This is a genomic window from Duncaniella sp. C9 (genome assembly GCF_004803935.1).
GTDB lineage: Bacteria > Bacteroidota > Bacteroidia > Bacteroidales > Muribaculaceae > Duncaniella > Duncaniella muris.
Map to the genome: position 1 here is coordinate 2,357,404 of NZ_CP039547.1, position 22,543 is coordinate 2,379,946.

General features: G+C 47.9%; 19 protein-coding genes and 2 pseudogenes. 5 read left to right on the forward strand and 16 right to left on the reverse strand.

Annotation, left to right across the window (positions count from 1 at the left end; genetic code table 11):
- Nucleotides 1-30: 30 nt before the first annotated feature.
- From argS to E7745_RS09970, 11 genes are all read right to left on the reverse strand, one after another.
- Nucleotides 31-1,818, reverse strand: a complete 1,788-nt coding sequence (argS, locus tag E7745_RS09920; protein WP_136408761.1) for an arginine--tRNA ligase — start codon at nt 1,816-1,818, stop codon at nt 31-33.
- Nucleotides 1,819-1,939: 121 nt separating this feature from the next.
- Nucleotides 1,940-3,229 carry an NAD(P)/FAD-dependent oxidoreductase gene (locus E7745_RS09925; RefSeq protein ID WP_136408762.1) on the reverse strand — a complete coding sequence of 430 codons (1,290 nt, stop codon included), beginning with the start codon at nt 3,227-3,229 and terminating at the stop codon, nt 1,940-1,942.
- 93 nt (nt 3,230-3,322) lie between these two features.
- Nucleotides 3,323-3,982, reverse strand: a complete 660-nt coding sequence (locus E7745_RS09930; RefSeq protein ID WP_136408763.1) for a cell division ATP-binding protein FtsE — start codon at nt 3,980-3,982, stop codon at nt 3,323-3,325.
- Between the two features lie 18 nt (nt 3,983-4,000).
- Complete coding sequence (gene recQ, locus E7745_RS09935) at nt 4,001-6,175, reverse strand: DNA helicase RecQ (protein WP_123398625.1); 2,175 nt, start codon at nt 6,173-6,175, stop codon at nt 4,001-4,003.
- 138 nt (nt 6,176-6,313) lie between these two features.
- Entirely contained in the window at nt 6,314-7,588 is a 1,275-nt protein-coding gene (gene clpX, locus E7745_RS09940; protein ID WP_107031913.1) for an ATP-dependent Clp protease ATP-binding subunit ClpX, read from the reverse strand.
- A gap of 22 nt (nt 7,589-7,610) precedes the next feature.
- Nucleotides 7,611-8,297 carry an ATP-dependent Clp endopeptidase proteolytic subunit ClpP gene (gene clpP, locus E7745_RS09945; protein ID WP_107031914.1) on the reverse strand — a complete coding sequence of 229 codons (687 nt, stop codon included), beginning with the start codon at nt 8,295-8,297 and terminating at the stop codon, nt 7,611-7,613.
- A 111-nt stretch (nt 8,298-8,408) separates the two neighbouring features.
- A complete protein-coding gene (locus E7745_RS09950) occupies nt 8,409-9,746 on the reverse strand; it encodes a CotH kinase family protein (protein WP_136408764.1) in 1,338 nt (445 codons plus the stop codon).
- 246 nt (nt 9,747-9,992) lie between these two features.
- Nucleotides 9,993-10,526 carry an RNA methyltransferase gene (locus E7745_RS09955; RefSeq protein ID WP_107031916.1) on the reverse strand — a complete coding sequence of 178 codons (534 nt, stop codon included), beginning with the start codon at nt 10,524-10,526 and terminating at the stop codon, nt 9,993-9,995.
- A 240-nt stretch (nt 10,527-10,766) separates the two neighbouring features.
- Nucleotides 10,767-11,027, reverse strand: a complete 261-nt coding sequence (gene rpmA, locus E7745_RS09960; RefSeq protein ID WP_107031917.1) for a 50S ribosomal protein L27 — start codon at nt 11,025-11,027, stop codon at nt 10,767-10,769.
- Between the two features lie 22 nt (nt 11,028-11,049).
- Complete coding sequence (gene rplU / locus E7745_RS09965) at nt 11,050-11,370, reverse strand: 50S ribosomal protein L21 (RefSeq protein WP_107031918.1); 321 nt, start codon at nt 11,368-11,370, stop codon at nt 11,050-11,052.
- 342 nt (nt 11,371-11,712) lie between these two features.
- A complete protein-coding gene (locus E7745_RS09970; protein WP_136408765.1) occupies nt 11,713-13,113 on the reverse strand; it encodes an FN3 associated domain-containing protein in 1,401 nt (466 codons plus the stop codon).
- 300 nt (nt 13,114-13,413) lie between these two features.
- Between E7745_RS09970 and E7745_RS09975 the strand changes: the two genes are divergently transcribed.
- The 4 genes from E7745_RS09975 (at nt 13,414) to E7745_RS09990 (ending at nt 17,812) form a co-directional block, all read left to right on the forward strand.
- Nucleotides 13,414-14,496, forward strand: a complete 1,083-nt coding sequence (locus tag E7745_RS09975) for a GSCFA domain-containing protein (RefSeq protein WP_168182085.1) — start codon at nt 13,414-13,416, stop codon at nt 14,494-14,496.
- Entirely contained in the window at nt 14,496-16,973 is a 2,478-nt protein-coding gene (locus E7745_RS09980; protein WP_136408767.1) for a bifunctional UDP-N-acetylmuramoyl-tripeptide:D-alanyl-D-alanine ligase/alanine racemase, read from the forward strand. Before E7745_RS09975 ends, E7745_RS09980 begins: the two co-directional genes overlap by 1 nt.
- Before the next feature lie 76 nt (nt 16,974-17,049).
- Nucleotides 17,050-17,625 carry a zeta toxin family protein gene (locus tag E7745_RS09985; protein ID WP_124075748.1) on the forward strand — a complete coding sequence of 192 codons (576 nt, stop codon included), beginning with the start codon at nt 17,050-17,052 and terminating at the stop codon, nt 17,623-17,625.
- The gene (locus E7745_RS09990) at nt 17,603-17,812 is read left to right on the forward strand and encodes a hypothetical protein (RefSeq protein WP_107031923.1); all 210 of its coding nucleotides are present in this window, start codon (nt 17,603-17,605) and stop codon (nt 17,810-17,812) included. Before E7745_RS09985 ends, E7745_RS09990 begins: the two co-directional genes overlap by 23 nt.
- Nucleotides 17,813-17,973: 161 nt before the next feature.
- Here the strand turns inward: E7745_RS09990 and E7745_RS09995 are convergent, their stop codons facing one another.
- The 4 genes and pseudogenes from E7745_RS09995 to E7745_RS10010 all read right to left on the reverse strand — a co-directional run bounded on the left by E7745_RS09995 (nt 17,974) and on the right by E7745_RS10010 (nt 20,381).
- A complete protein-coding gene (locus E7745_RS09995; RefSeq protein ID WP_370291910.1) occupies nt 17,974-18,399 on the reverse strand; it encodes a MerR family transcriptional regulator in 426 nt (141 codons plus the stop codon).
- A gap of 9 nt (nt 18,400-18,408) precedes the next feature.
- Nucleotides 18,409-19,173: pseudogene (locus E7745_RS10000) on the reverse strand (IS630 family transposase); the annotation flags it as partial.
- Nucleotides 19,095-19,331 (reverse strand): annotated as a pseudogene (locus E7745_RS15075) (helix-turn-helix domain-containing protein); the annotation flags it as partial. The pseudogenes E7745_RS15075 and E7745_RS10000, both read right to left, overlap by 79 nt.
- Before the next feature lie 627 nt (nt 19,332-19,958).
- A complete protein-coding gene (locus tag E7745_RS10010; RefSeq protein ID WP_124076506.1) occupies nt 19,959-20,381 on the reverse strand; it encodes an energy transducer TonB in 423 nt (140 codons plus the stop codon).
- A gap of 257 nt (nt 20,382-20,638) precedes the next feature.
- Between E7745_RS10010 and E7745_RS10015 the strand changes: the two genes are divergently transcribed.
- Nucleotides 20,639-21,721 (forward strand): ISAs1 family transposase, encoded by a 1,083-nt coding sequence (locus E7745_RS10015; RefSeq protein WP_240740289.1) that lies wholly within the window; start codon nt 20,639-20,641, stop codon nt 21,719-21,721.
- A gap of 88 nt (nt 21,722-21,809) precedes the next feature.
- Here the strand turns inward: E7745_RS10015 and E7745_RS10020 are convergent, their stop codons facing one another.
- Nucleotides 21,810-22,448: an energy transducer TonB gene (locus E7745_RS10020; RefSeq protein WP_124076502.1), complete on the reverse strand. Its 639-nt coding sequence runs from the start codon at nt 22,446-22,448 to the stop codon at nt 21,810-21,812.
- Nucleotides 22,449-22,543: the final 95 nt, after the last annotated feature.

Below are 22,543 nucleotides of genomic sequence, written 5' to 3' on the forward strand. Positions count from 1 at the left end.
TATCGTTTTTATTTATAAAACAAATTTGACTTACATACGTTCAGGTACGTTGATGCCAAGGAGGTTCATGCCTGACTTGATGACGCGGGCGGTCTGGCGGCTGAGTTCAAGACGCAGCGAGCGCACAGCGCTGTCTGTTTCCTTGAGGATGGAGCAGTCGTGATAGAACTGGTTGTAGCTCTTGACAAGGTCATAGACATAGTTGGCGATCAGTGCCGGACTGTAGGTCTGGCCTGCGGCCTGGACTGTGGCGGGGAAGTCGGCGAGGGCCTGGATAAGGGCTATTTCTTTTTCGCCAGGTACTACTGCCGAGTAGTCGCCGATGGCCATGCCTTCGTCAGCGGCTTTGCGGAGCACAGAGCAGATGCGTGCGTAGGTGTATTGGATGAAGGGGCCGGTGTTGCCGTTGAAGTCAATTGACTCTTTGGGGTTGAAGGTCATATTTTTGCGCGGGTCTACCTTGAGAAGGAAGTATTTCAGTGCTCCGAGGCCTACGGTTTCCGAAATGCTGTCGATCTCTTCCGGGCTGAGGCCGTCGAGTTTGCCGAGCTCGGCTGATACGGTGCGGGCGGTGGAGACCATGTCGTCCATAAGGTCGTCGGCATCGACTACTGTGCCTTCGCGTGATTTCATCTTGCCTTCAGGCAGTTCGACCATGCCGTAAGAGAAGTGTACGAGGTCTTTGCCCCACTTGAAGCCGAGACGGTCGAGAAGGATTGAGAGCACCTGGAAGTGATAGTTCTGCTCGTTGCCTACAACGTAGATCATCTTGTCAATGGGATAGTCGCGGTAACGCAGTTTGGCGGTGCCGATGTCCTGGGTCATGTAGACAGAAGTGCCGTCACTGCGGAGAAGCAGTTTGTGGTCGAGTCCTTCACCGGTAAGATCGGCCCATACAGAGCCGTCTTCCTTGCGGTACATTTTACCTGCTTCGAGGCCTTCGAGAACTTTCTCCTTGCCTTCGAGGTATGTTTCGCTCTCATAATAGATTTTGTCGAAGTTGACACCCATGCGCTTGTAGGTCTCATCGAATCCGGCGTAGACCCAGGAGTTCATCATTTCCCAAAGCGAACGGATTTCAGGATCTTTGTTTTCCCATTTCACGAGCATTTCGCGGGCTTCTTTCATGAGCGGAGATGCTGCTTCGGCTTCTTCTTTGCTCATGCCTTTCTCTTCAAGTTCCTTGAGCTCGGCTTTGTAGTGCTTGTCAAAGAGTACATAGAAGTCACCTATAAGATGGTCGCCTTTCTTGCCGGTGGATTCCGGAGTGGCACCTTCGCCCCACTTTTTCCATGCGAGCATGGATTTGCAGATGTGGATGCCGCGGTCATTGACAATGTTGGTCTTTATGACGCGGTTGCCGCAGGCTTTCAGGATTTCGGCAAGGCTGAATCCAAGCAGGTTGTTGCGTACGTGGCCAAGATGGAGAGGCTTGTTTGTGTTTGGCGATGAGTACTCTACCATTACAAGAGGCGAGCTTTCATCAGCAGCTGTAAGTCCGAAGTCAGTGGTGCCGGCTATGTGTCCGAGCACTGAATTCCAGAACTGCGGTGCAACGGTTATGTTAAGGAAGCCTTTGACCACGTTGAACTTCTCGACCGCAGGTTCGTTGGCCTGAAGCCATTCGCCGATTTCCATACCTACCGCTTCAGGCGATTTGCGGGCGGCTTTCACCCAGGGGAAAACGACAACGGTGATATTGCCCTCGAATTCTTTTCGGGTGGCTTGAGGCACGATGTTTTCGGCGGGAGTTTCAACGCCATACAGATTTTTGACCGCGTTGCTGACGGCCAAAGCTATGATACTATCGATCGACATTTTTATTGTGATAATTTTGTCGGTTTTGAATTGATAATTTTTAACAAGTCGCGAGTGCGTGTCTGCGATGAGACCGAACACTCTCTGAATATACAAAATTACAATAAAAATACGATATATCCTAACCTTTGTCCCACATACGGCCACGTTTAGGGTATTTTGAACCTGCAAGAAGCAGTCGGAGGGCTGTGTTGTAGCTGAAATAAGCCCAGAACCAGCTGACGAGCACGCTGATTTTGTTGCGCATCCCCATGAGTGAGATGAGGTGGATGAACATCCATGCAAGCCAGGCGATGAAGCCGTCGAGATGGAGTCTGCGCATGTCGACAACCGCACGGTTTCGGCCGATGGTGGCCATTGATCCTTTGTCGTTGTAAGAAAATTCCCGGTTCCATTTTCCGGAGTTGAGGCTGCGGGCGAGGAAGCGGCCTTGCTGTATGGCCAACTGGGCAAGCTGCGGGAGTCCTGCGGGATATTCTTCGGTGGTCATGAGGTTGACATCGCCGATGGCGAATATATCATCAAGGCCGGTCACACGGCAGAAACGGTCGGTGGGAAAGCGCCCGCCGCGTCCCTGCCGGAAATCCGTGCCTTCGAATTCGAGCGGACGCCCGGTGACTCCTGCAGTCCAGATGACCATTTCGGAGTATAGGGTCGATCCATCGTCAAAGGTGAGCAGGTTGTCGGCATAGCTTTTCATCTGTCGGCCTAAGTGGATATCCACCAGTAACGATTTCAGATCTTTGAGTGCTGTTTCTGACGACTCGGCGCTCATGGAGGCCAGAAGTTTGTTGCGCCCTTCATACAGGCTGACGGTCATGTCTTCCGGCGGAATGTCGGGGTAGTCGCGTCTGAGTATGTAGCGTTTAAGTTCTCCGATGGCTCCAGCCATCTCTACTCCGGCAGGCCCGCCTCCTATGACAACGAATGTCAGCATGCGCCGGCGTTTTTCGCGGTCAGGTTCTATCGAAGCGCGTTCGCAGCGGTAGAGGATTTCATTACGTATGCGGATTGCCTGGTCGTTGGATTTCAGTGTGTAGACCTCGTCTTTAAGGGCGTCATTGCCGAAGAAGTTGTTTGTGGTGCCGAATGCAATGACAAGCTTGTCATATGGGATTGATCCGTGGTCAGTGATGACGCAATGCCGGCTGACGTCTACGCTTCGGGCACTTTCCATGTGAAATTTCACTCTTCCGGATGCTTTTTTGACGAGTTCGCGTCTGAAAGGGAAGCTGATGCTCGACGGGTCAATTTCAGACGAGGCCACCTGATAGAAAAGCGGCGGGAAGGAGTGATAGTTGTGGTGGTCGACAAGGGTGATGTCAAATTTGTCTTTGTCGATGTGTTTTACAAAATTCAGCCCGGCAAAACCTCCGCCGAGCACTACTATGCGGGTCTTTGATGAATTCATTCAGGCAAAAAAATATAACAGTGTAACATGAACGTTGACACTGTTATAACATTTTTGCGGGTTTTAAGTTTTGAATCAGAGAGAGGTGCCCTACTATGAGATGGTGTGGTTCTCGCACTTGATGACTCGTCCGGGGAATTGATCGACGAAACTGAGATTGTGTGTGGCCATTATCACGGTAGTTCCCTGACGGGCTATATCGTGAAGACGGCTGACAATGGCTTCGCCTGTGGCCGGGTCGAGATTGCCTGTAGGTTCATCCGCGAGAATTATGCGCGGATGGTTGAGGAGGGCGCGGGCTATGACTATGCGCTGCTGCTCGCCTCCTGACAGCTCATGAGGATTCTTATAACTCTTGTTGAGCATCCCGACACCTCTCAGCACCTCTTCAATGCGGGCTTCGATATCAGATTTGTCTTTCCAGCCGGTGGCCTCAAGCACAAATTTAAGATTGGCATAGGCGCTGCGGTCGGTCAGCAACTGGAAGTCCTGAAAGACGATGCCTATCTGACGGCGCAGAAAGGGAATGTCGCGACGGCGTATGGTGTTCAGGTCGTAATCAAGAACACGGGCTTCGCCTCCGGCTATTGGAATGTCGGCATAGAGAGATTTCAGCAGGCTGGATTTGCCGCTGCCCACTTTGCCTATCAGATAGACGAATTCACCTTCGCCCACTGACAGATTGACGTGGCGGAGCGCGATAAGATCTTGGCGGTGGAGTTCTACGTCGCGATAGTCGATGACCTTATTCATTGTTTGCGGTATTGAAAATCAGTTGCCCATTTCAGAGAGGAATTTGATGCGCATGAGGCGGATCTCGTCTTCTGTATAGTCTTCACCGAATTCTTTGTAGGCTTCGTTGAGGTCATCTGTCTGGCATTCCTTAAAGAAGTCAAACAGTTCTTCCTGCGAATCCTCGTCCATTATATCATTTATATAATAGGAGATATTGATTTTTGTGCCTGAGTAGACTATTACTTCAATTCTGTCAAGCAGTTCGTTGAATTCAAGGCCTTTGGCTCTGGCTATTTCAGGCAGAGGTATTTTGCGGTCGATTGACTGGATGATGAAGAGTTTGGTCGAGTTGCGGCTCGGAACGCTACGTACACGCAGGTCTTCCGGACGTTCGATCTCATTGTCTTCGACATGGCGCTTGATTACCTTCACGAAGTCGGCGCCATAGCGTTTTGCTTTACCTGCGCCTACGCCGGGAATGTTCTGAAGTTCTTCGAGTGAAATCGGGTAGGTGGTGGCCATTGCTTCGAGCGACGGATCCTGGAAAATCACATATGGGGGCAGCCCGAGTTGCTTGGCAATTTTCTTGCGCAGGTCTTTCAAGATGCTGTAAAGTTCGTCATCGGCGGCAAATGACGCTCCGCTTTTGATCATTTCCGGTTCGGCGTCTTCGCTGAAATCAGAGTCTTCGATCACTTTGAATGATTCGGGTTTCGAAAGGAATTTTTTGCCTTTCGGGGTGATGCGGAGAAGTCCGTAGTTCTCTATGTCGCGGTCGAGATATCCGGCCAGGATTGCCTGACGGATCACGGCGCTAATAAGTTTTTCATCAGCTCCTTGCTCGCAGCCGAACACGTCGAGCTGGTCGTGCTGATATGATGTGACATCAGCAGTAGTGTGGCCGAGGAGCACATCGGTGACATGATCGGCTTTGAATTTTTCTTTCAGTGCTATTACGGTTTCGAGCACTGCACATAAATCGTCTTTCGCTTCCACTTTTTTCTTTGGATTAATGCAATTGTCGCAGTTCTGGCAGTTGTCGACCGTGAACTCCTCTCCGAAATAGAAGAGCAGTGAGCGACGACGGCAACTGCTTGCCTCAGCGTAGCTCTGGGTTTCCAGCAGGAGCTGGCGGCCGATTTCCTGTTCGGCCAATGGCTTGCCCTGCATGAATTTTTCCATCTTCTGCAGGTCTTTGGCGGCATAGAAGGTTATGCATTGGCCTTCTCCTCCGTCACGGCCGGCGCGGCCGGTTTCCTGATAGTAGCCTTCGAGCGACTTGGGCATGTCATAATGAATAACAAATCTCACATCTGGTTTGTCAATACCCATTCCGAATGCGATCGTGGCGACTATGACATCGACTTTTTCCATCAGAAACGCGTCCTGATTGGCGCTTCGGGTCGCACCGTCCATTCCGGCGTGATAGGGGAGTGCCTTGATGTCGTTCACTGCGAGCATCTCGGCGAGTTCCTCAACCTTCTTGCGGCTCAGGCAATAGATGATGCCTGATTTGCCGGGGTTGTTTTTGATGAATTTTATAATGTCTTTGTCAATGTTGTTGGTCTTTGGCCTGACCTCATAATAGAGGTTCGATCGGTTGAACGACGATTTGAACACTTTGGCATTCTGCATTCCGAGGTTTTTCTGGATGTCATGCTGAACCTTTGGGGTTGCGGTGGCAGTCAGTGCGATCATCGGGCGGACGTTGATCTCGTTGATGATCGGGCGGATGCGTCGATATTCCGGGCGGAAGTCGTGACCCCATTCGGAAATGCAGTGTGCCTCGTCGACTGCGTAGAATGAAATCGGCACAGTCTTCAGAAATTCGATGTTCTCTTCTTTGGTCAGCGACTCCGGTGCCACATAGAGCAGTTTTGTGCGTCCGGCAGTAATGTCGGATTTCACAAGGTCAATCGCTGCGCGGTTGAGCGAGGAGTTTAGGAAGTGGGCCACAGTGTCGGCCGAACTGAAGTTGCGCATTGCATCAACCTGATTTTTCATCAGGGCTATCAGTGGAGAGATCACTATGGCTGTGCCTTCCATCATAAGGGCCGGCAGCTGGTAGCAGAGCGATTTGCCTCCTCCGGTAGGCATGAGGACGAAAACGTCGTTGCCTTCAAGGAGACTTGTCATTATGGCTTCCTGGTTGCCTTTGAATGTGTCAAATCCGAAATGCTCTTTAAGTGCTTCGTGAAGTCGTTGATTCATGGGATTCCGTTCAGGTTGGGGAGGAGTGAGTATGAAATGTGAGAGAACTGAGGGGAGAACTTCCCGGCTGTGCCGGGAAGCCGGGAAGAGGTGATAAAGTTTATGATTGGTGGAGACCGGTGTATCCGATACGTCCTTTTAGCCGATGTAGGCTTTTTGGATTTTCTCTTCGGCGAAGGCGCGGTCGATAACCAGTTCTTTAATGTCGGTAGAGGGGGTTTCATACATCGGATCGATCATGATTGTCTCTACGATTGTGCGCAGACCACGTGCGCCAAGCTTGTATTCGATTGCCTTGTCGACAATGAATTCAAGTGTCTCAGGTGCGAAGATGAGTTTGACTCCGTCCATGGCAAACAGTTTTTCATACTGCTTGGTGATGGCGTTTTTAGGCTCTGTGAGTACTCTGAGAAGTGCTTCGCGGTCAAGCGGATCGAGATGGACAAGTACCGGCAGACGTCCGATGATTTCGGGGATCAGACCGAATGACTTGAGGTCCTGGGGGGCAATGTATTGCAGATAATTGTCAGAGTTGATTTTCGAGCGTGTCGATCCTCCGGTGAAGCCTACCACATGGGTGTTCAGGCGGTGGGCTATTTTTCGTTCGATACCGTCAAATGCTCCTCCGCAGATGAATAGGATGTTTTTAGTATCGACGGCAATCATCTTTTGCTCAGGGTGTTTGCGGCCTCCGTTCGGCGGTACATTGACTACGGAGCCTTCAAGTAGTTTGAGGAGGCCTTGCTGTACACCTTCGCCGGACACGTCGCGAGTGATTGACGGGTTGTCGCCTTTGCGGGCGATTTTGTCGATCTCGTCAATGAAAACTATGCCTCGTTCTGCTTTTGCCACATCATAATCGGCGGCTTGCAGCAGTCTGACGAGCAGGCTTTCGATGTCTTCTCCGACGTAGCCGGCTTCGGTCAGCACCGTGGCGTCGACAATGGCGAATGGTACGTCAAGCTGTCGGGCTATGGTCTTGGCAAGCAAGGTTTTGCCTGTGCCTGTGGGTCCGACCATGATGATGTTGCTTTTCTCGATGTCTACATCGTCTTTGTCCTGCGCAAGACGCTTGTAATGATTGTAGACGGCTACCGAGAGATATTTCTTGGCGTCGTCCTGCCCGATGACATATTGATCGAGAAATGCGCGTATTTCAGCCGGAGTCGGAAGTTCTTTTGTCTCCGGCTCAATGGCGGCTTTGGATTTTTTCCCTTTCGCTTTGTCGGGCCGGATAGAAGGATTCTCTTCGTAATAATCTTTCAGGAGGCCCTCAATCTGGTCAACGCATTCGCTGCATATATAGGTGTCGCCAAACGGACTCGGCACGAGAATGTTGGTGTAGGATGGTTCCTTGCCGCAAAAAGAGCATTTGACTCCGTTGTCAGAGGTGTTGTTGTTTTTTTTTGCCATTCTGTGTCTATAGCGGGGTGGTTTATTTGTGGTCGGGGAGGAGGACGCGGTCTATCATGCCATATTCTTTGGCTTCGTCGGCAGTCATCCAGTAGTCGCGGTCGGCGTCAGCTTCGATGCGTTCGAGCGGCATTCCGGAGTGGTCGGCGATGATCTTGTAGAGTTCGGCTTTGTATTTGAGGATTTCGCGGGCGGTGATTTCGATGTCTGATGCCTGGCCCTGGACACCTCCGAGGGGCTGATGGATCATGACGCGCGAATGCGGAAGGGCCATGCGCTTGCCTTGAGCTCCTGCAACAAGAAGTACAGCCGCCATTGATGCTGCCATGCCGATGCAGATTGTGGAGACATCGCTCTTGATGTGTTGCATGGTGTCATAAAGGCCAAGTCCTGCGATCACTGATCCGCCTGGTGAGTTAAGGTAGATTGAGATGTCTTTTCCGGGATCTACTGAGTCAAGGTAAAGAAGCTGTCCCTGGACTACTGTGGCTGTATAGTCGTTTACGTCAGTGCTGAGGAATATGATGCGATCCATCATCAGACGTGAGAACACATCCATTTGTGCCACATTGAGCTGGCGTTCTTCAATGATGGTCGGAGAGATATAGGAGGAGGTGATTTGAGAAGCTGCCGAGGCGGCATATTGATCGAGCGCGAGCCCATTCATGCCGAGATGGTGCACTGCAAAATTTCTAAAATCCTTATTCATAGTTGTGTAACTTGTTTCGAATAGTTTGTTAATGTAAAGTTACGAAAAAATCTGTTTTCTGCAAAATTATTGCTTCGATTTGATTTGTTTTGTCTTTTGTCTGTCTTGGGTTTATTGGCGGCCCAGAATTATTTTCAGGGTTTTTGATCCCTGACGGGCTATGTATATTCCCGGCTCGAAGCCTGTCGCTGATCCGATTGATTCCGGTTCTGCTAATAAACGTCCTTGAATGTCATATAGTTTGAATGGCTTTGACGGATCAAGGGCTTTAGGCTGTTGGTCGAAGTCAATGTCTGCTATCGCGCTCTGAGTTGCTATGGATTCAATTTCGATTTTGTCGGCATTGGGCATGTTGATGGTGAGGGTTTTGTCTTTATAGCTGCCCGTGGTGTGTGTGGTGCCTTTGGTTATGGTGACTTTCCAGCCGTCCACTGTCATTTCGCTGTCCTGGTGGTTTCCTTCTATCCGGAGCTGGCGCCCAGCAAAGAATTTTCCGTCAAAATCGCGGTTATTGAGCGTGATCCCGTTGATTGTCAGTTTGATGTCGTCGGTGCGCCCGGCGTCGATGGTCAGGGTGCGAGGGGTTCCAAGCCGGAAGTATTCGCTTAGGTGTGTGTAGAAGAATGGTGTGCGAGCGGCGATCCATGAGCGCATTTTCTGTACTTCCTGTGAGTGGTTGGGCCACCATTCGTTGAAGAGCTTGCGATGATTGGGATATTCAGTCTTGATCATGGAGTACATTTTGTCGAGCTCCTTTACGGTGCCACGGTAGTTCATGAAATCGCCCATGTACACAGCGCAGCGGTCTATGAACATGTCATGAAACTCCGGGGTTTCCATCAGGGCGCGGAACAGGCGTGTGTGTTCCGGTTTGTTTGCCCATGCGCGGTCGGGGTCGAAATCATTGTCATATAGCCAGTTGAAGGTTTTATAGTTGTATGGAGCATCGTATAGGCCGAGGCCGAAATCGGTGTCTTTGGCGATCCATCTCCAGCGGCCTCCTTCGGAACGCGGGCGCCAGTTGACTATATTGTTGCCGGGGAAGTCTTTGTTGTCATAGAAGAGGTTCATTATCATTAGATTTGCGAATTCGCCGCAGTCCATCAGAGTGTTGAATTCGTCAAATGTGTGGCCGTCTTCATTGAAGAATTTTTTAAAGTTGTTGAAGTTGTCCCATGTCCCTTCTTTGAGTTCGCCCCAGTTTTCGAACATGTCTATGTCTTCTTCGCCGTTGTAAAAGGTGTAGATGTGGTCTTCATTGGTGCGGGAGCGGATGTTGAGCATGTCTTTATATTCTCCGTTTATGAAAAAGGCTGTCGGGAGCCAGGGTTGCCAGTCGAGATCGCAGTTTGTCCCCATTACGCGCTGGATCAGAGCGTCGCGGAAATAGGTGTAGTCGAAGTCGTTGCCGGAGTTGCGCATTTCGATTGATTTCTTTTGTAGGGTCATTTTTGTTGCAGATGCTATAGTCGTGAAGGTCTATGGCTGATTGTCCTGAGTTGTATAGTTCTACCCAGGAGTCAGGAAATTCGTTGAGGTCATCCATGATGCAGTCAATGTTTGATTGCATTAGTTCGTTGATTTGCAACTGGGCGTTGGCTTCGGTTGTGGAGAGGAGCAGTAGAGCGATTGGAAGAGAGCGAGAGAATTTCATTTAAGTTGATGAGAGTGTTGATGATTGAGGTTGCAGATGAATCAAAGGGTGTTGAGATGTGAGAAGAAGTGCCATATGGCGATTCCTCCTGATACTGACACGTTGAGAGAGTGTTTGGTGCCGCGCTGTGGTATTTCAAGGCATATATCGCATTGGTTTACCACGGCTTGGTCTACGCCTTCAACTTCGTGGCCAAGAATGAGGGCGTATCTGCGTCCTTTCTGGGGCGTAAATTCCTGAAGTTCGATGCTTCCTTTGACTTGTTCGAGGCAGCAAAGGGTATAGCCTTCACGTTGTAGGTGTGTGATGCAGTCTTCTGTTGTATGGAAATATCGCCAGTTTACAGAGTTTTCGGCTCCAAGTGCGGTTTTATGAATTTCGGGAGATGGCGGGCAGGCGCTGATGCCGCAGAGCATGAGTGTTTCCACTGCGAAGGCATCGCATGTGCGGAATATTGAACCGATGTTATTCAGGCTCCTTACGTTGTCCAGGACCACCGTGAGCGTCATCTTGGGCTGACGGCGAAAATGTTCGAGGTCTACTCGGTTGAGGTCGCGGATGCTTTTCTTTTCCATTTGTGCTGGTTTGGTGGGGTGGTTATATGCGCGGAATTGTCTACGCATTTGAAGCAAAGTTAAATAAATTTCTGAAATTTTACGCTATGAGCATCCTTAAAATCGAGATGTGAGGCAAAGGAGGCGCCGCTCTGTTGTTGGTTTATTTGTCGAACCGACTTCAAAATAGAGCCGGGCTGCAGATTCCAATCTGCAGCCCGGCTGTCTTTTCAGTGTTTAATCAGTCCTTGACTGAGGCTATTATGCTTCAGCCGGCTGGACGTTGATGAATTTGCGGCCTTCCTTGCCTTCAGTGAAGACAACTACACCGTCGATAAGAGCGAAAAGAGTGTGGTCCTTGCCCATACCTACGTTGAGGCCGGGGTGGTGAACTGTGCCACGCTGACGCTTGATGATGTTGCCGGCTTTGCAATGCTGACCACCGAAAATCTTTACTCCGAGTCGTTTGCTTTCTGACTCACGGCCGTTCTTAGAACTACCAACACCTTTTTTATGTGCCATTTCTTTTAGAGATTTTAGTGGGTTAAGCTACAACTTCTTTAATTAACACTTTGGTGAAGCACTGACGGTGACCGTTTTTGCGGCGATAGCCTTTGCGGCGTTTCTTCTTGAAAACGATGACCTTTTCACCTTTTACGAGCGGGGTGAGAACCTCGCATACAACCTTTGCGCCGTCCACTATGGGAGCGCCAACTTTAACTGAGTCTTCGGACTGAGCGAGGAGAACACGGTCGAATTCAACCTTGTCGCCTTCTTTGACTGCTTCGCCGAGATAATGAACATACAGGAACTTTTCAGGCTCTGCCTTGAACTGCTGTCCCTGGATTTCTACGATAGCGTACATCTGTTATTAATTGGGTTACAGGTTATTCCGGCGGGCGAGGATGCTGGAGTTGTCTTTTGCATCGCTGCTTAATCGAGCCCGCTACGGCTAAATCGGCCACAAAGTTACGAAAAATAATTTGAAAATAATGATTTTGTTGAAAATATTTTTTAGGATTTATGTTAAAAAGCTTCAAAAAACTTCATATATAGTTTGGCCCAATAAGCAAATGTGATTCGGAGCCCTATGTGGGTGAAATCGGAATGTGTGGCGATGAAAATACAAGAAAGTGAAAGGCGCAGCATGGAGTCCGATGGTTCCGATACTGCGCCTTTGACAATAGCTGTCTGAGTAGAGAGGAGATCAGCGAATAATTATCTTTTCAGTTTTTCCGTTGTGTCTGCGGATATAGAGTCCTGGGGCAAGAGGTGTGTGGACCCGGAAACCCTGCATGTTGAAATATTCCGGCTCCATCTGGTTGTCATCAGCTTCGGTAAGAATTATGGACGTGGGAATCCCTGCGATGTTGACTGTTGCTACCGCGCTTGGCGAGTGGCCGGCTTTCACGGCAGTGTAGCGGACTGAAAGGGATGAACCGTCGTAGATTAGAGGCCGTATGTCAAGGTCGTATGTTTTGCCAGTATGATCTTCGGCATCATCATCGTTTTCGGCAAGAGATAAGATTCCGCTTTCAGTAATTATCGGATCCTGCCCGTCAAGGGTATAATATATCTTCACATCATCGTCTTTGGGTTCAAAGTCAATATACATCCCAATGGAATAGCCTTCTGCAGCCGGAGGGGTGAAGTGGTTGCATTCTGCTGAAGTGGGGGGTATCTGGGTTTCTTTGACTTCTACTTTTATGGCATCAGTAAGGCGTTCGTTGGGGCCATGATCTCGTATGAGCCAAAGATATTTTTTGCTACCGGTATAATTGATTTCAAAATCGCCGGCGTTGTAATTTCTGAGGATGATTGTTTCCGGATCACGATAGATATCGTCATTGAACAATACTTCTTCATCGCTAAAAATATACATCAGATGGCCTTTGCTGTAATCGTTGCTCTCGTCAAAAGTTTTTACGTGTATTTTAATGTTGTAGGTGCTATCGGTCTTTTTGATTTCCATTACCTTGAGGTCGTAGATCTCTTTGCGGTACAGCTGCATTCGGTGCAGACCGTCTGTTTCCGGTGCATATGTGTTGAGTATATACTCTCCGCTTTCTTCTTTGAACCATAGGCCGTAACAATTGGCTTTGGCTCCTTCTAAATAGAAGGACGTCGCGCATGTGTGAGATTCCGGGTCAATATCGACAGTGGTATAGTAATGGTAACGGCGTGGCTTTATGGCAAGCGGGCCGGTTTTTATGCCATCAGTGTAATAATATGTTAGATAATCGTTTGAAAATAATGGTCTGAATGTCCATGGGTAATCAACATGTAGTTCCGGAGAACCGCAGTCGCATGTTTTCTGAAGTTCGGTATAAAAAATAGAGTATTCTCCAACAGAATGTTTGTCCGGCAGGCTGATGATTCCGTTGCCGCTGCGTGTGATTGCGGTGGTTTTTATACCGCTTGGACTATTCATTTCGTTTGCGGCTGCAATGTTAAGATCTTCGGCTACCAAGAGATAGACACATCGGTCAATAATCATGTCGTTGTTCGTTACAAGTCGATAAGTGCTCTCAGCCTGCATGGGCTGAAAAGTAAGAAAGGAGACGCCGAAAGTAGCAGCGATAGCCTTGATTAAGGAGAAATGTTTCATGATTAATTTATGAAAGGTCTGCGTAGATTAGAGTGAAAAATTGATGATCAACTATTCTACTGACGCATAATAAGGTGGATTGCTCAAAACTACATATATTTTGAGAAATGGCCAAGCCGTGAGTTTATATTTAATTAAAATTAACATAAATATTGCGTATTTGTGGCTAAAGTATAATTTGCAAGAAGATTACCGGTTGCTTTCATAGTCGCTTATGGCATTTAATTTGTGAGGGGTGTTAAATGAAAGGATCAGATTATTGATTTTTTTTAACCTGGTTCTTGAAGATTATTAGTAATTTTGTCAACCGCATCAATTCTTCAGATAGGGCTATCGGTAACTTCTGCAATAAATTTTGCAGTGTGTTTGGTAGCAAAAAAGAAAAGAGAAATGGAATTTCGAACAGTCATACGTCCGCTCTGCCGTCAAGGCCTTGTGGAACATGGTAGCCCCATGCTCTTGCTTGGCTCTTGTTTCACGGATAATATAGGCAAATGCCTCAGAGATGACCTTTTTGATGTCGAGGTTAATCCTTTCGGTCCGGTATATAATCCGATGTCTGTCTTGAGATCACTGGAAATTCTGAGAGACTGTCAGCCAATCAGAGAAGAGGAACTTATTGAAGTGGAGGGGCTATACCGCAGCTTTTTGTTTCACTCCCGATATTCAGCTGTTGACAGCGCGCAGGCTGCAGATATGATGGCAGCTTCGGTGCTGTCCGGCCATGAAACTTTGAAATGCGCTTCGGTTGTATTTCTGACTTTGGGTACTACCAGGGTATTCAGGCATCTCGCATCAGATCGGATTGTGGCCAATTGTCACAAACAGCCTGCAAAGGAATTCGAATCTAGGTGTCTCGGATTTGATGAAACGGTTGCGGTTCTTGCTGAGTGCATTGAGCTGATCCGCGGATTTAACCCCTCGGCAAGAATCGTTTTTACAATTAGTCCTCTGCGCTATCTCGAATCAGGCGCTCATGGAAATCAACTGATCAAGTCGACTTTGCTTCTGGCCGTGGATGAAGTGGTGAAAGTTTTTGGCGAAGATGTGGCAAGTTATTTCCCTGCCTATGAGATAATGATGGACGATTTGCGTGATTACAGGTTCTATGCGGAGGATATGAAGCATTCATCGTCACAGGCAGTCGAATATATATATGAAATTTTTCGCGCATCATACTTCTCTCCTGAAACTGAAAAGGTCGCGGCTGAAGCCCGCGCTCTGACCCGTCGGCTTTCCCATCGCATTGTGGCTTCCTCTACTGAGGCTGGAGCTAATGAGATCGCGGCAAGACAGAGGGCCATTCGTGCAATTACTGAACGTTATCCAAAACTCACCGACGCTATCAGGCGTTATAATGACAAGAATACATTATTTAAATAATGCAATATTCAATTTCTGAAATAGCAAAAATAATCGGGGCAGATTCATTATTGCCTGCTCCTGATTCTAGGATATCACGACTGTTGACAGACAGCCGTTCGCTGACATATCCGTCAGACACATTGTTTTTTGCCCTTGAAACATCTTCTGGTGACGGACACCGCTATGTCAAGTCGCTCTATGACCGCGGAGTGCGTAGTTTTGTGGTGTCAGGCTCATTTTCATGCTCGGATGATCTTCAGGATGCTAATATCCTTTATGTTGAGTCTCCGTTAGCTGCGTTGCAGACTCTGGCCGCGAATCATCGCCGGCGTTACGATGTGCCTCTGATTGCCATTACAGGCAGTCGAGGAAAAACCACTGTGAAAGAATGGCTCAATCAATTGCTTCAGGCCGATATTGAAATCGTAAGAAGCCCACGCAGCTACAACTCGCAGATAGGTGTGCCTTTGTCGGTCTGGCAGCTTGACAAAGACTCCGCTATGGGGATATTTGAAGCCGGAATCTCGCAACCGGGTGAAATGGCGAAGCTTAAGGAGATACTTAAACCTGAAATCGGCATCTTCACCAATATCGGTCCGGCTCACAGTGCCGGTTTTGAGTCGATAGAGCAGAAGTGTCGGGAGAAAGCTCTGCTTCTAGACGGTTGCAGAAGTATCATCTATAATGCGGATGATCCTTTGATTTCAGGCTGTGTGAAAGCTGCACCTGAAATGATAGGGTGGTCACGGACTGATCCTGAGGCTCCGCTGTATATCTGCGATGTTGTCAGAGGAAATGGCCGGACCGAATTTCGCTATATATATAAAGGTGGTCAGAGCGCCGTGCTGGAAATTCCGTTTGAGGGAGAGCATGAACTTGAGAATGCTATCCATTGTCTTGCTGTGATGCTTCTGTTTGGAATAAATCAGGAGACCATACGCCGGCGGATGGCATCACTTACGCCCGTTGGCACACGCCTTGAAGTCATTGAGGGTGTCAATGGCTGTCTGCTTGTCCATGACAACTACACCAGCGATTTCAATTCTCTTGCTCCGGCGCTTGATTTCATGAAACGGAGAATTACCCCAGATTGTAAGGCTATGGTCATTGTCAGTGATCTGATGCACGACGCCGATACCGATCTGGAGGACCTTTACCGCCGTATGGCCGAGTTGCTGGCTATTGCAGGTGTGAGCCGGGTGATCGGGATCGGCCCTGAGCTGATGGCCCACAAGGGTTGCTTCGGCCCGGAGTCTGAATTTTTTGCCTCTACAGAAGAGTTTCTACATAAAAAATCTACGTCTGATTTCCGAGGGGAGTTGATTTTGATAAAGGGAGCCCCTGAATTTGGATTCGGACGCATCTGCGAACTTCTTGAAGCCCGGCAGCATGAAACGGTGCTGGAAATCAATCTTGATGCCGTGGTATCGAATTTCAATGCCTTCCGCTCGCGTATCAAGCCTACCACAGCTATCGCCTGCATGATCAAGGCATCGGGATACGGCGCTGGCTCACATGAACTTGCGCGCACCTTGCAGGCTCAGGGGGCATCATATCTTGCCGTGGCCGTCCATGACGAAGGTGCAGACCTGCGTCGTGCAGGAATCACAATGCCTATTCTGGTATTGAATCCGACGGTTGAGAATTTCCATGCCTTGTTTGCCGATCGTCTGGAGCCTGAGATATACAGCTTTGACTTCCTGCGTGCATTGATCCGCGAGGCAGGGCGCTATGGCATTACGGACTATCCGGTCCATATCAAGATTGATTCCGGCATGCACCGTCTCGGATTCCTTAAAGAGGATCTCCCTGAACTGATCGAGCTGCTCAGGAGCCAGGATAGAGTAGTTCCACGCTCGATATTCTCGCATCTCTGTGCCGCGGATGATCCGATGGAGGATGACTATACGCAGCAGCAGTTCGATTATTTTGATGAATGTTGCCGGATGCTCCTTTCGGCATTCCCTGAACGGAAAATACTGCGGCATATTCTGAACTCTACAGGCATCACACGTTTCCCTGATCATCAGCTTGATATGGTGCGTCTCGGAATCGGGCTCTATGGAGTCAAGACTATGCATGACGGTTCGCAGGATGATCTGCGTCCTGTCTCTTCACTCAACACTGTGATTATCTCACTGAAAAACTGGCCTGAAGGAACCACAATCGGCTACAACCGCCGTGGAACGTTAAAGCGGCAGTCGGTGATTGCCACCATTCCGGTAGGTTATGCCGATGGCATTAACCGCCATCTCGGCTATGGCAATACATCGGTGATGGTCAATGGTATCAAATGTCCCACAGTCGGAAGCATCTGCATGGACGCCTGCATGATTGATGTCACGGACGTGGCTGATGTCAAAGTCGGAGACCGTGTGGAGATATTCGGCGAAAATATTCCGGTCGACGATCTTGCCGAAGTCCTCGGTACAATACCCTATGAAGTCCTGACCTCCGTGTCGCAGCGCGTTAAACGCGTCTACTATAGAGAGTGAAAAGCTCCTCGGCAGACGGAAGTCATCTATATATAAAACACACGAATCATACCCCCTTAAACCAAAACAACTAATTATGAAATCGCCAAGTTTGTACATCATCGCCGGTTGCAATGGAGCTGGGAAGACCACAGCTTCATTCACCCTTTTGCCTGACGTCCTTGACTGTCAACAATTTGTAAATGCCGATGAGATTGCCAAAGGCCTTTCTCCTTTCCATCCGGAAAGTGTGAGCATGGAGGCCGGACGTATCATGCTCGGCCGAATAGAAGAGTTGTTGCATAAAGGAATCACCTTTGCCATAGAGACCACGCTGGCCACACGCAGTTACCATGCCCTGGTCTCCAAAGCCCATAAACTGGGCTACTTTGTCCATCTGCTTTACATCTGGCTGTCGTCACCACAGCTGGCAATCAAACGCGTTGCCCAGCGAGTCAGTGAAGGTGGCCATAATATACCCTCCGATGTTATCGTGCGCCGCTATCATCATGGCATCGACAATCTGTTCAACCTGTTTATGCCTATTGTAGACAGCTGGACCATCATAGATAACACTCGCTGCCGCCCGCGTGTAGTGGCGAATGACACACTGACTTTAGCTCCGGAAATATATGAACGAATCAAAAACGATGGAAAGACGCAGGAAGACTGACAATAACATATCCGAAAAGTTAGCCCGCGGAATGGAAGTTGCGGTTGAAAAGTGTCTTTTAGACAAGGTGGTCAAAGGACAGACTGTGGTCTACGCCCACGATGACGGCACGGTCTACACCATGTCGGCCAAAGATGCGCTTGACCATTTCCTTGCGGAAGCCGTAAAAGAAATTTCGAGAAATTAGAAGGCCATTCAGGCTATCGCCAGAACAAACAGAGCCTCTGCCGGATTATTTTTTTGATCCGGCAGAGGCTGTTGCTGGGATTACAGAACCCCGCATCTTTAAAATGAACGCAAGTCGGGAGTGAGGCCGTATAGCTGACGGTTCTGGCCAGATGTATATCATCAATTAATGGAGTGGTCTGCTTTGATCCACTTTTCGATGGCCTTGATTCTTGCTTCGGCATGGAGATTGCCATTAATCATTTTGGCGACTTCGTTCAAAAGGTTCAGAGCGTCATCAGCCGACTTGCAGACATAGTCATTCCGAGGCGGACACTTGCGGTAGACCTCCAGCTCCTTCTTGGCGTATTCAAGCGAATAGCCTTTGTCGCGCAGCAGATGTTTTATGAGCTTGCACACCTCGACATTCTCCGGTGTGTACCTGCGCTGACCCGACGGAGTCCTGTGCGGTTCCAGCTGATCGAACGTATCTTCCCAGAAGCGCAAAGTGCTTGCCGGGATATTCAGCATCGCAACAACCTCGCGGATGCGGTAGTAGGTTTTTGTTGCCGATATCTCGGCCGATTTTGTTAAGTAAGTCGTAAAAATTAATTTATACTAAGCCGCATGGACAAAATTGATATTGAGTTCAGATCCAAGCGCAGCCAACGCACGGTTAGTTGCATAGAGCAGGGATTCTGTGGAGCAATAATCCGCAGGTCTGAGCCATTTGCCCTTGAGGATTCTCCAGAGCGTCTCGGCGATATTCAAATGTGGACTGTACGGTGGAAGGAAAAAGAGATACAACCCACGTTTCTCCCATATTGGACGGAGTTCCCGCATGAGTTTGCATCTGTGGACGCTTGCATTGTCAAGGACAACAAAAGTGTTTTTACGGATACGGAGAGAAAATCGGTCAAGAAAGTCGGCAACCTTGTCAGCGGTCATATTCTCAGTTGTGGAGAATCCTTCATATCGATTGTTGCGGTCTATCATGCCGAAAATATTGAGTCTCAGACCTCTTTCAGATGGGATATAGACATCTTCACCTCGGAACTGCCATCCGTATGGCACATATCCCTCGGTGCAGATGTGGCTTTCATCTCCATAATAAATGTCGATGAGACAATCTTTTTCCTGTTGTACGAGTTCTTGCAGCTTCTCGGTCTTATACGCATAGAGCTGCGGCGAGGGTTTCCCCTTTGGACGTTTTCTTATACGTCTATATCCCGCGCCAAGGCGGATAAAAAAGCCCTGAAGGTACTCTCGGAGGCTTCTTTCCCTGAAGCCTGCTGCCATGCCTCTTTCGCTTTCTTCACGCTCTGCCTGTCGTTCTCTATGGCTTTGCGTACCGACTCTTCGTCCGAGCAGTCCATTATTGGCTTCCGACCCCGTCCGGGACGTGTTTCCAGTCCTTTGATTCCTTCGGCCTCGAAGCGTTTCACCCAGGAATTGACTGATATATGGGTCATGTCGGTCTGTTCTCCAACCTGTTCCGAAGTCAGGCCGGTGGATTTCAGAAGCACTGCGCGACAGCGCATGCGGTATGCGTGGCTCTTGCCTTGGCGAAAGCCTTCCTCTAATTGCAGACGTTGTTGGTCTGTCAGTTGTATAACTTTGATTTTTGCGATAGCGTTGTGTCTTTATGTGTTTACACAAAGATACGCAAAAAAATTGATATAAACTAATTTTCAACATCTACTTATCATGAAATAAAACAGATAAAATTTCGATGTGCAGTCTTAAAGTCGCAACAGACCGTCATCGAGGATGCAAAATATCTTTATGTGTTCACTCCGTTGCGACGAGAAATGGTTTCACGACTCAAAGACAGGGAATTCAATCTTATTATCCAAATTTTCTTACAATAAAACTTTAGTTTTTATGTCTTTGCACTCTAACAGAGCCGAGAGCCACTTAACCCACACGGGATAGGTGGCTCTTGATTTTTATTACTAAGTATATGGAGAAGATTTTTCATTCATACCACATAAAAGGCGCGACACGAAAACCCTTGGCGCTTTTAAGTACATCGATTACGACTATGAGGGCCCTCTTTTGTAAAGAGTTCGGCGCGGCATACTTCGATAGCGTTGGGATATGACATAGAAAATGGCTTATGTACCGCGAAGATACATAAGCCGTTATATATTGTAAAAGACGAGTTTCTATTCGCTCGTAATGATTTTATCTAATGGAATAGGATATATGATAGGTAGGTTATACCATACCTTTTTAGGTATGCCATTCATTTTCCCAGGCTTAAATTTACCCAAGTGCTTGACTGCTTCTTTAGCAGCATTTACATATTCATCAGGCAACGTTGTTTTACGTGCCAATTTGATAGTTTCAACGTCAATAATTCCGTTTTTAGAAATGGCAAAAGTAAAAATACATTTGCCTTTAATGCTGTCTGATTGAGATAGTGATACAGTTGAAAGATAACAGTATAGGTCTCTCAATAGTCCATCATCACCGCCGTTGATATAAGCAGGTCTTTCTTCTACAGTTGTTGCATTTGTTGTTTGAGTGTTCAATGACACTATGAGCAACAAAAAGAATAATATTTTGACTAATTGAAAATTTTTCATACTGCAAATCAGGGCAACCGCATCAAAATTTTAGGCGATAAGCAGCGATGGCGTTGCGTCAACGATGATAGATGTAGGGAAATTCTTTGAATACACCATATCCGAAGTCATGAATTCTTAGTAATTTTATAGTGTTAAAATCTCGGCAACAGTCTGATTTTTAGCGCCATAAAGCTTGCATATCTCGTGCTTTTTTAGTATCTTTGTAGCTGACAATCAACAATATAGATACTAAAATCATGCTAAACGAAATCTTTATGACAGTACCCGATCATCGGGTTACAGGTCGTTGCACATACGCGCTTTCCGACCTTCTGACAATCGCCTTGCTGACCTATATCTGCGGAGGCGAGGATTATGTGGACATGAGCGAGTTCGCTTATTATCGGGCGCGTGATTTCGGTCTGCTTGCCGAGCGTCCTGACCGCAGCCCGTCGCCTGACACTTTCGAGCGGCTGATGAGTGCTGTGGATCCCGATGAGATTGAGAGATGTCTGGTTGAGCATGGCCGGAAGTTCCTTGACACGCTTTCTGAAAAACAGGTTGTCATAGACGGCAAAAAGCTCAGGGGTACATCGCCTAAACAGCATGGAACGAAAGGCGATTACATAATGAACGCCTATGTCAGCGAGAATCATATAGTAGTAGGACAGCAACGTCTCAAAGACAAGGAAAATGAAATAGTCGCCATACCGCAGCTTATTGAAAAACTGGATATCGAAGGAGCTGTAATCTCTATAGATGCTATTGGCACACAAGTAAAAATCGCTCAAGACATCCTTGATAAAAATGCCCATTACTTTCTCGCAGTCAAAGAGAATCAGGGAGCTATGAACGAACAGATTATCGATGCATTCCGCTACAATAAGCCAGTTGACTCAGCTTCGCAGATGGATGCCGACCACGGACGTATCGAGACACGCGATTGCCGCATATTGAATGCGGACACTATCGAGGACAAGGATGTCCTGGCTCGCTGGCCCGGCCTGAAAACATTGATAGAGGTCACTTCAACGGTTGACTATGGCAACCGCACGGCAACCGCCGTCAGACGGTACATCAGTGACGAAGATTATCCCAAGGCTGCATACTTCAATATGTTGGCCCGTGGTCACTGGTCAATCGAGAACCAATTGCATTGGAATCTTGATGTGACATTCCTCGAAGATGCCTGCCGTGCAAGGAAAGGGTATGCGTCACTAAACCTCTCAACAATAAGGAAGTTGGCAATGCAGATTATTAAAGAGCATGTCGACAAAAGTAGTCTGAAGAAAAGACGCTTCAAAGCGAGCCTTTCCAACGACTATCTGACCGATATGCTACTTAAAGCAAAATTTTGATGCGGTTGCCCTGTACTGCAAATTTATCTTATTAATAGGAACAGGAATGATGGAGGGAATTGCATATTCGCCATAAAAGGCGTACCATTCAATTGCTTTTATCACCTCTTATAAATATCGCGCCCGGCTCTTTGAAAGTGATTGGAAGATAACAGGTGAAGCTTTTCTTTAAGTGGGGAATATAGTATTTTACGCGGAAATTGGGCAACGCATTCACAAGTCTTAACGCCTCTTGATTGACGGCCTCGTTCTTGCTCGGTCGGCGAAAAATCGACGGATTGCTGATTGAGCCGTCAGGATGAACGGTAAATTTCACCAATACTCGTTCGCTACCCTTGAATCCTTCAGGAATACGGATGTTTTCGTCAAGCCATTCTTTGAGTTTTCCGTTGCCTCCGGGAAACTCGCAGCGAGTGTCAAGGTTTACCAAGACTTTTCGCGCTTCCGTTTTTATTTGTGAAAGAGTTTCGGGAGATACTGTCAGAAAGAGGGCGCGATTTCCATACTCGTCGTTTTTTACCTTCGCTTTTTGAATGGCGTCAGCTTCTACCAGACCGAGGTGTGCCCCCGGAATCCATTCATCATTGAAATAGAAAAATTCGGTTTTGTCGTTCAGAGTAAGAGGGAATTGAATTTCGCGTACAATGGTGTCGTTCACGCAGTAATTCTGTGCGAAAGCAATGCACGCCTGAACGAGAATCAAGGATACTAAAAATATCTTCTTCATATAGTACAAGTTTGATTTTCCAAAATGTCGTGGTTCAATGGAACCCTTTCCGACCGCAAAGTTAGCAAGGGTAAATGAATTTTGTCTTAACAAAT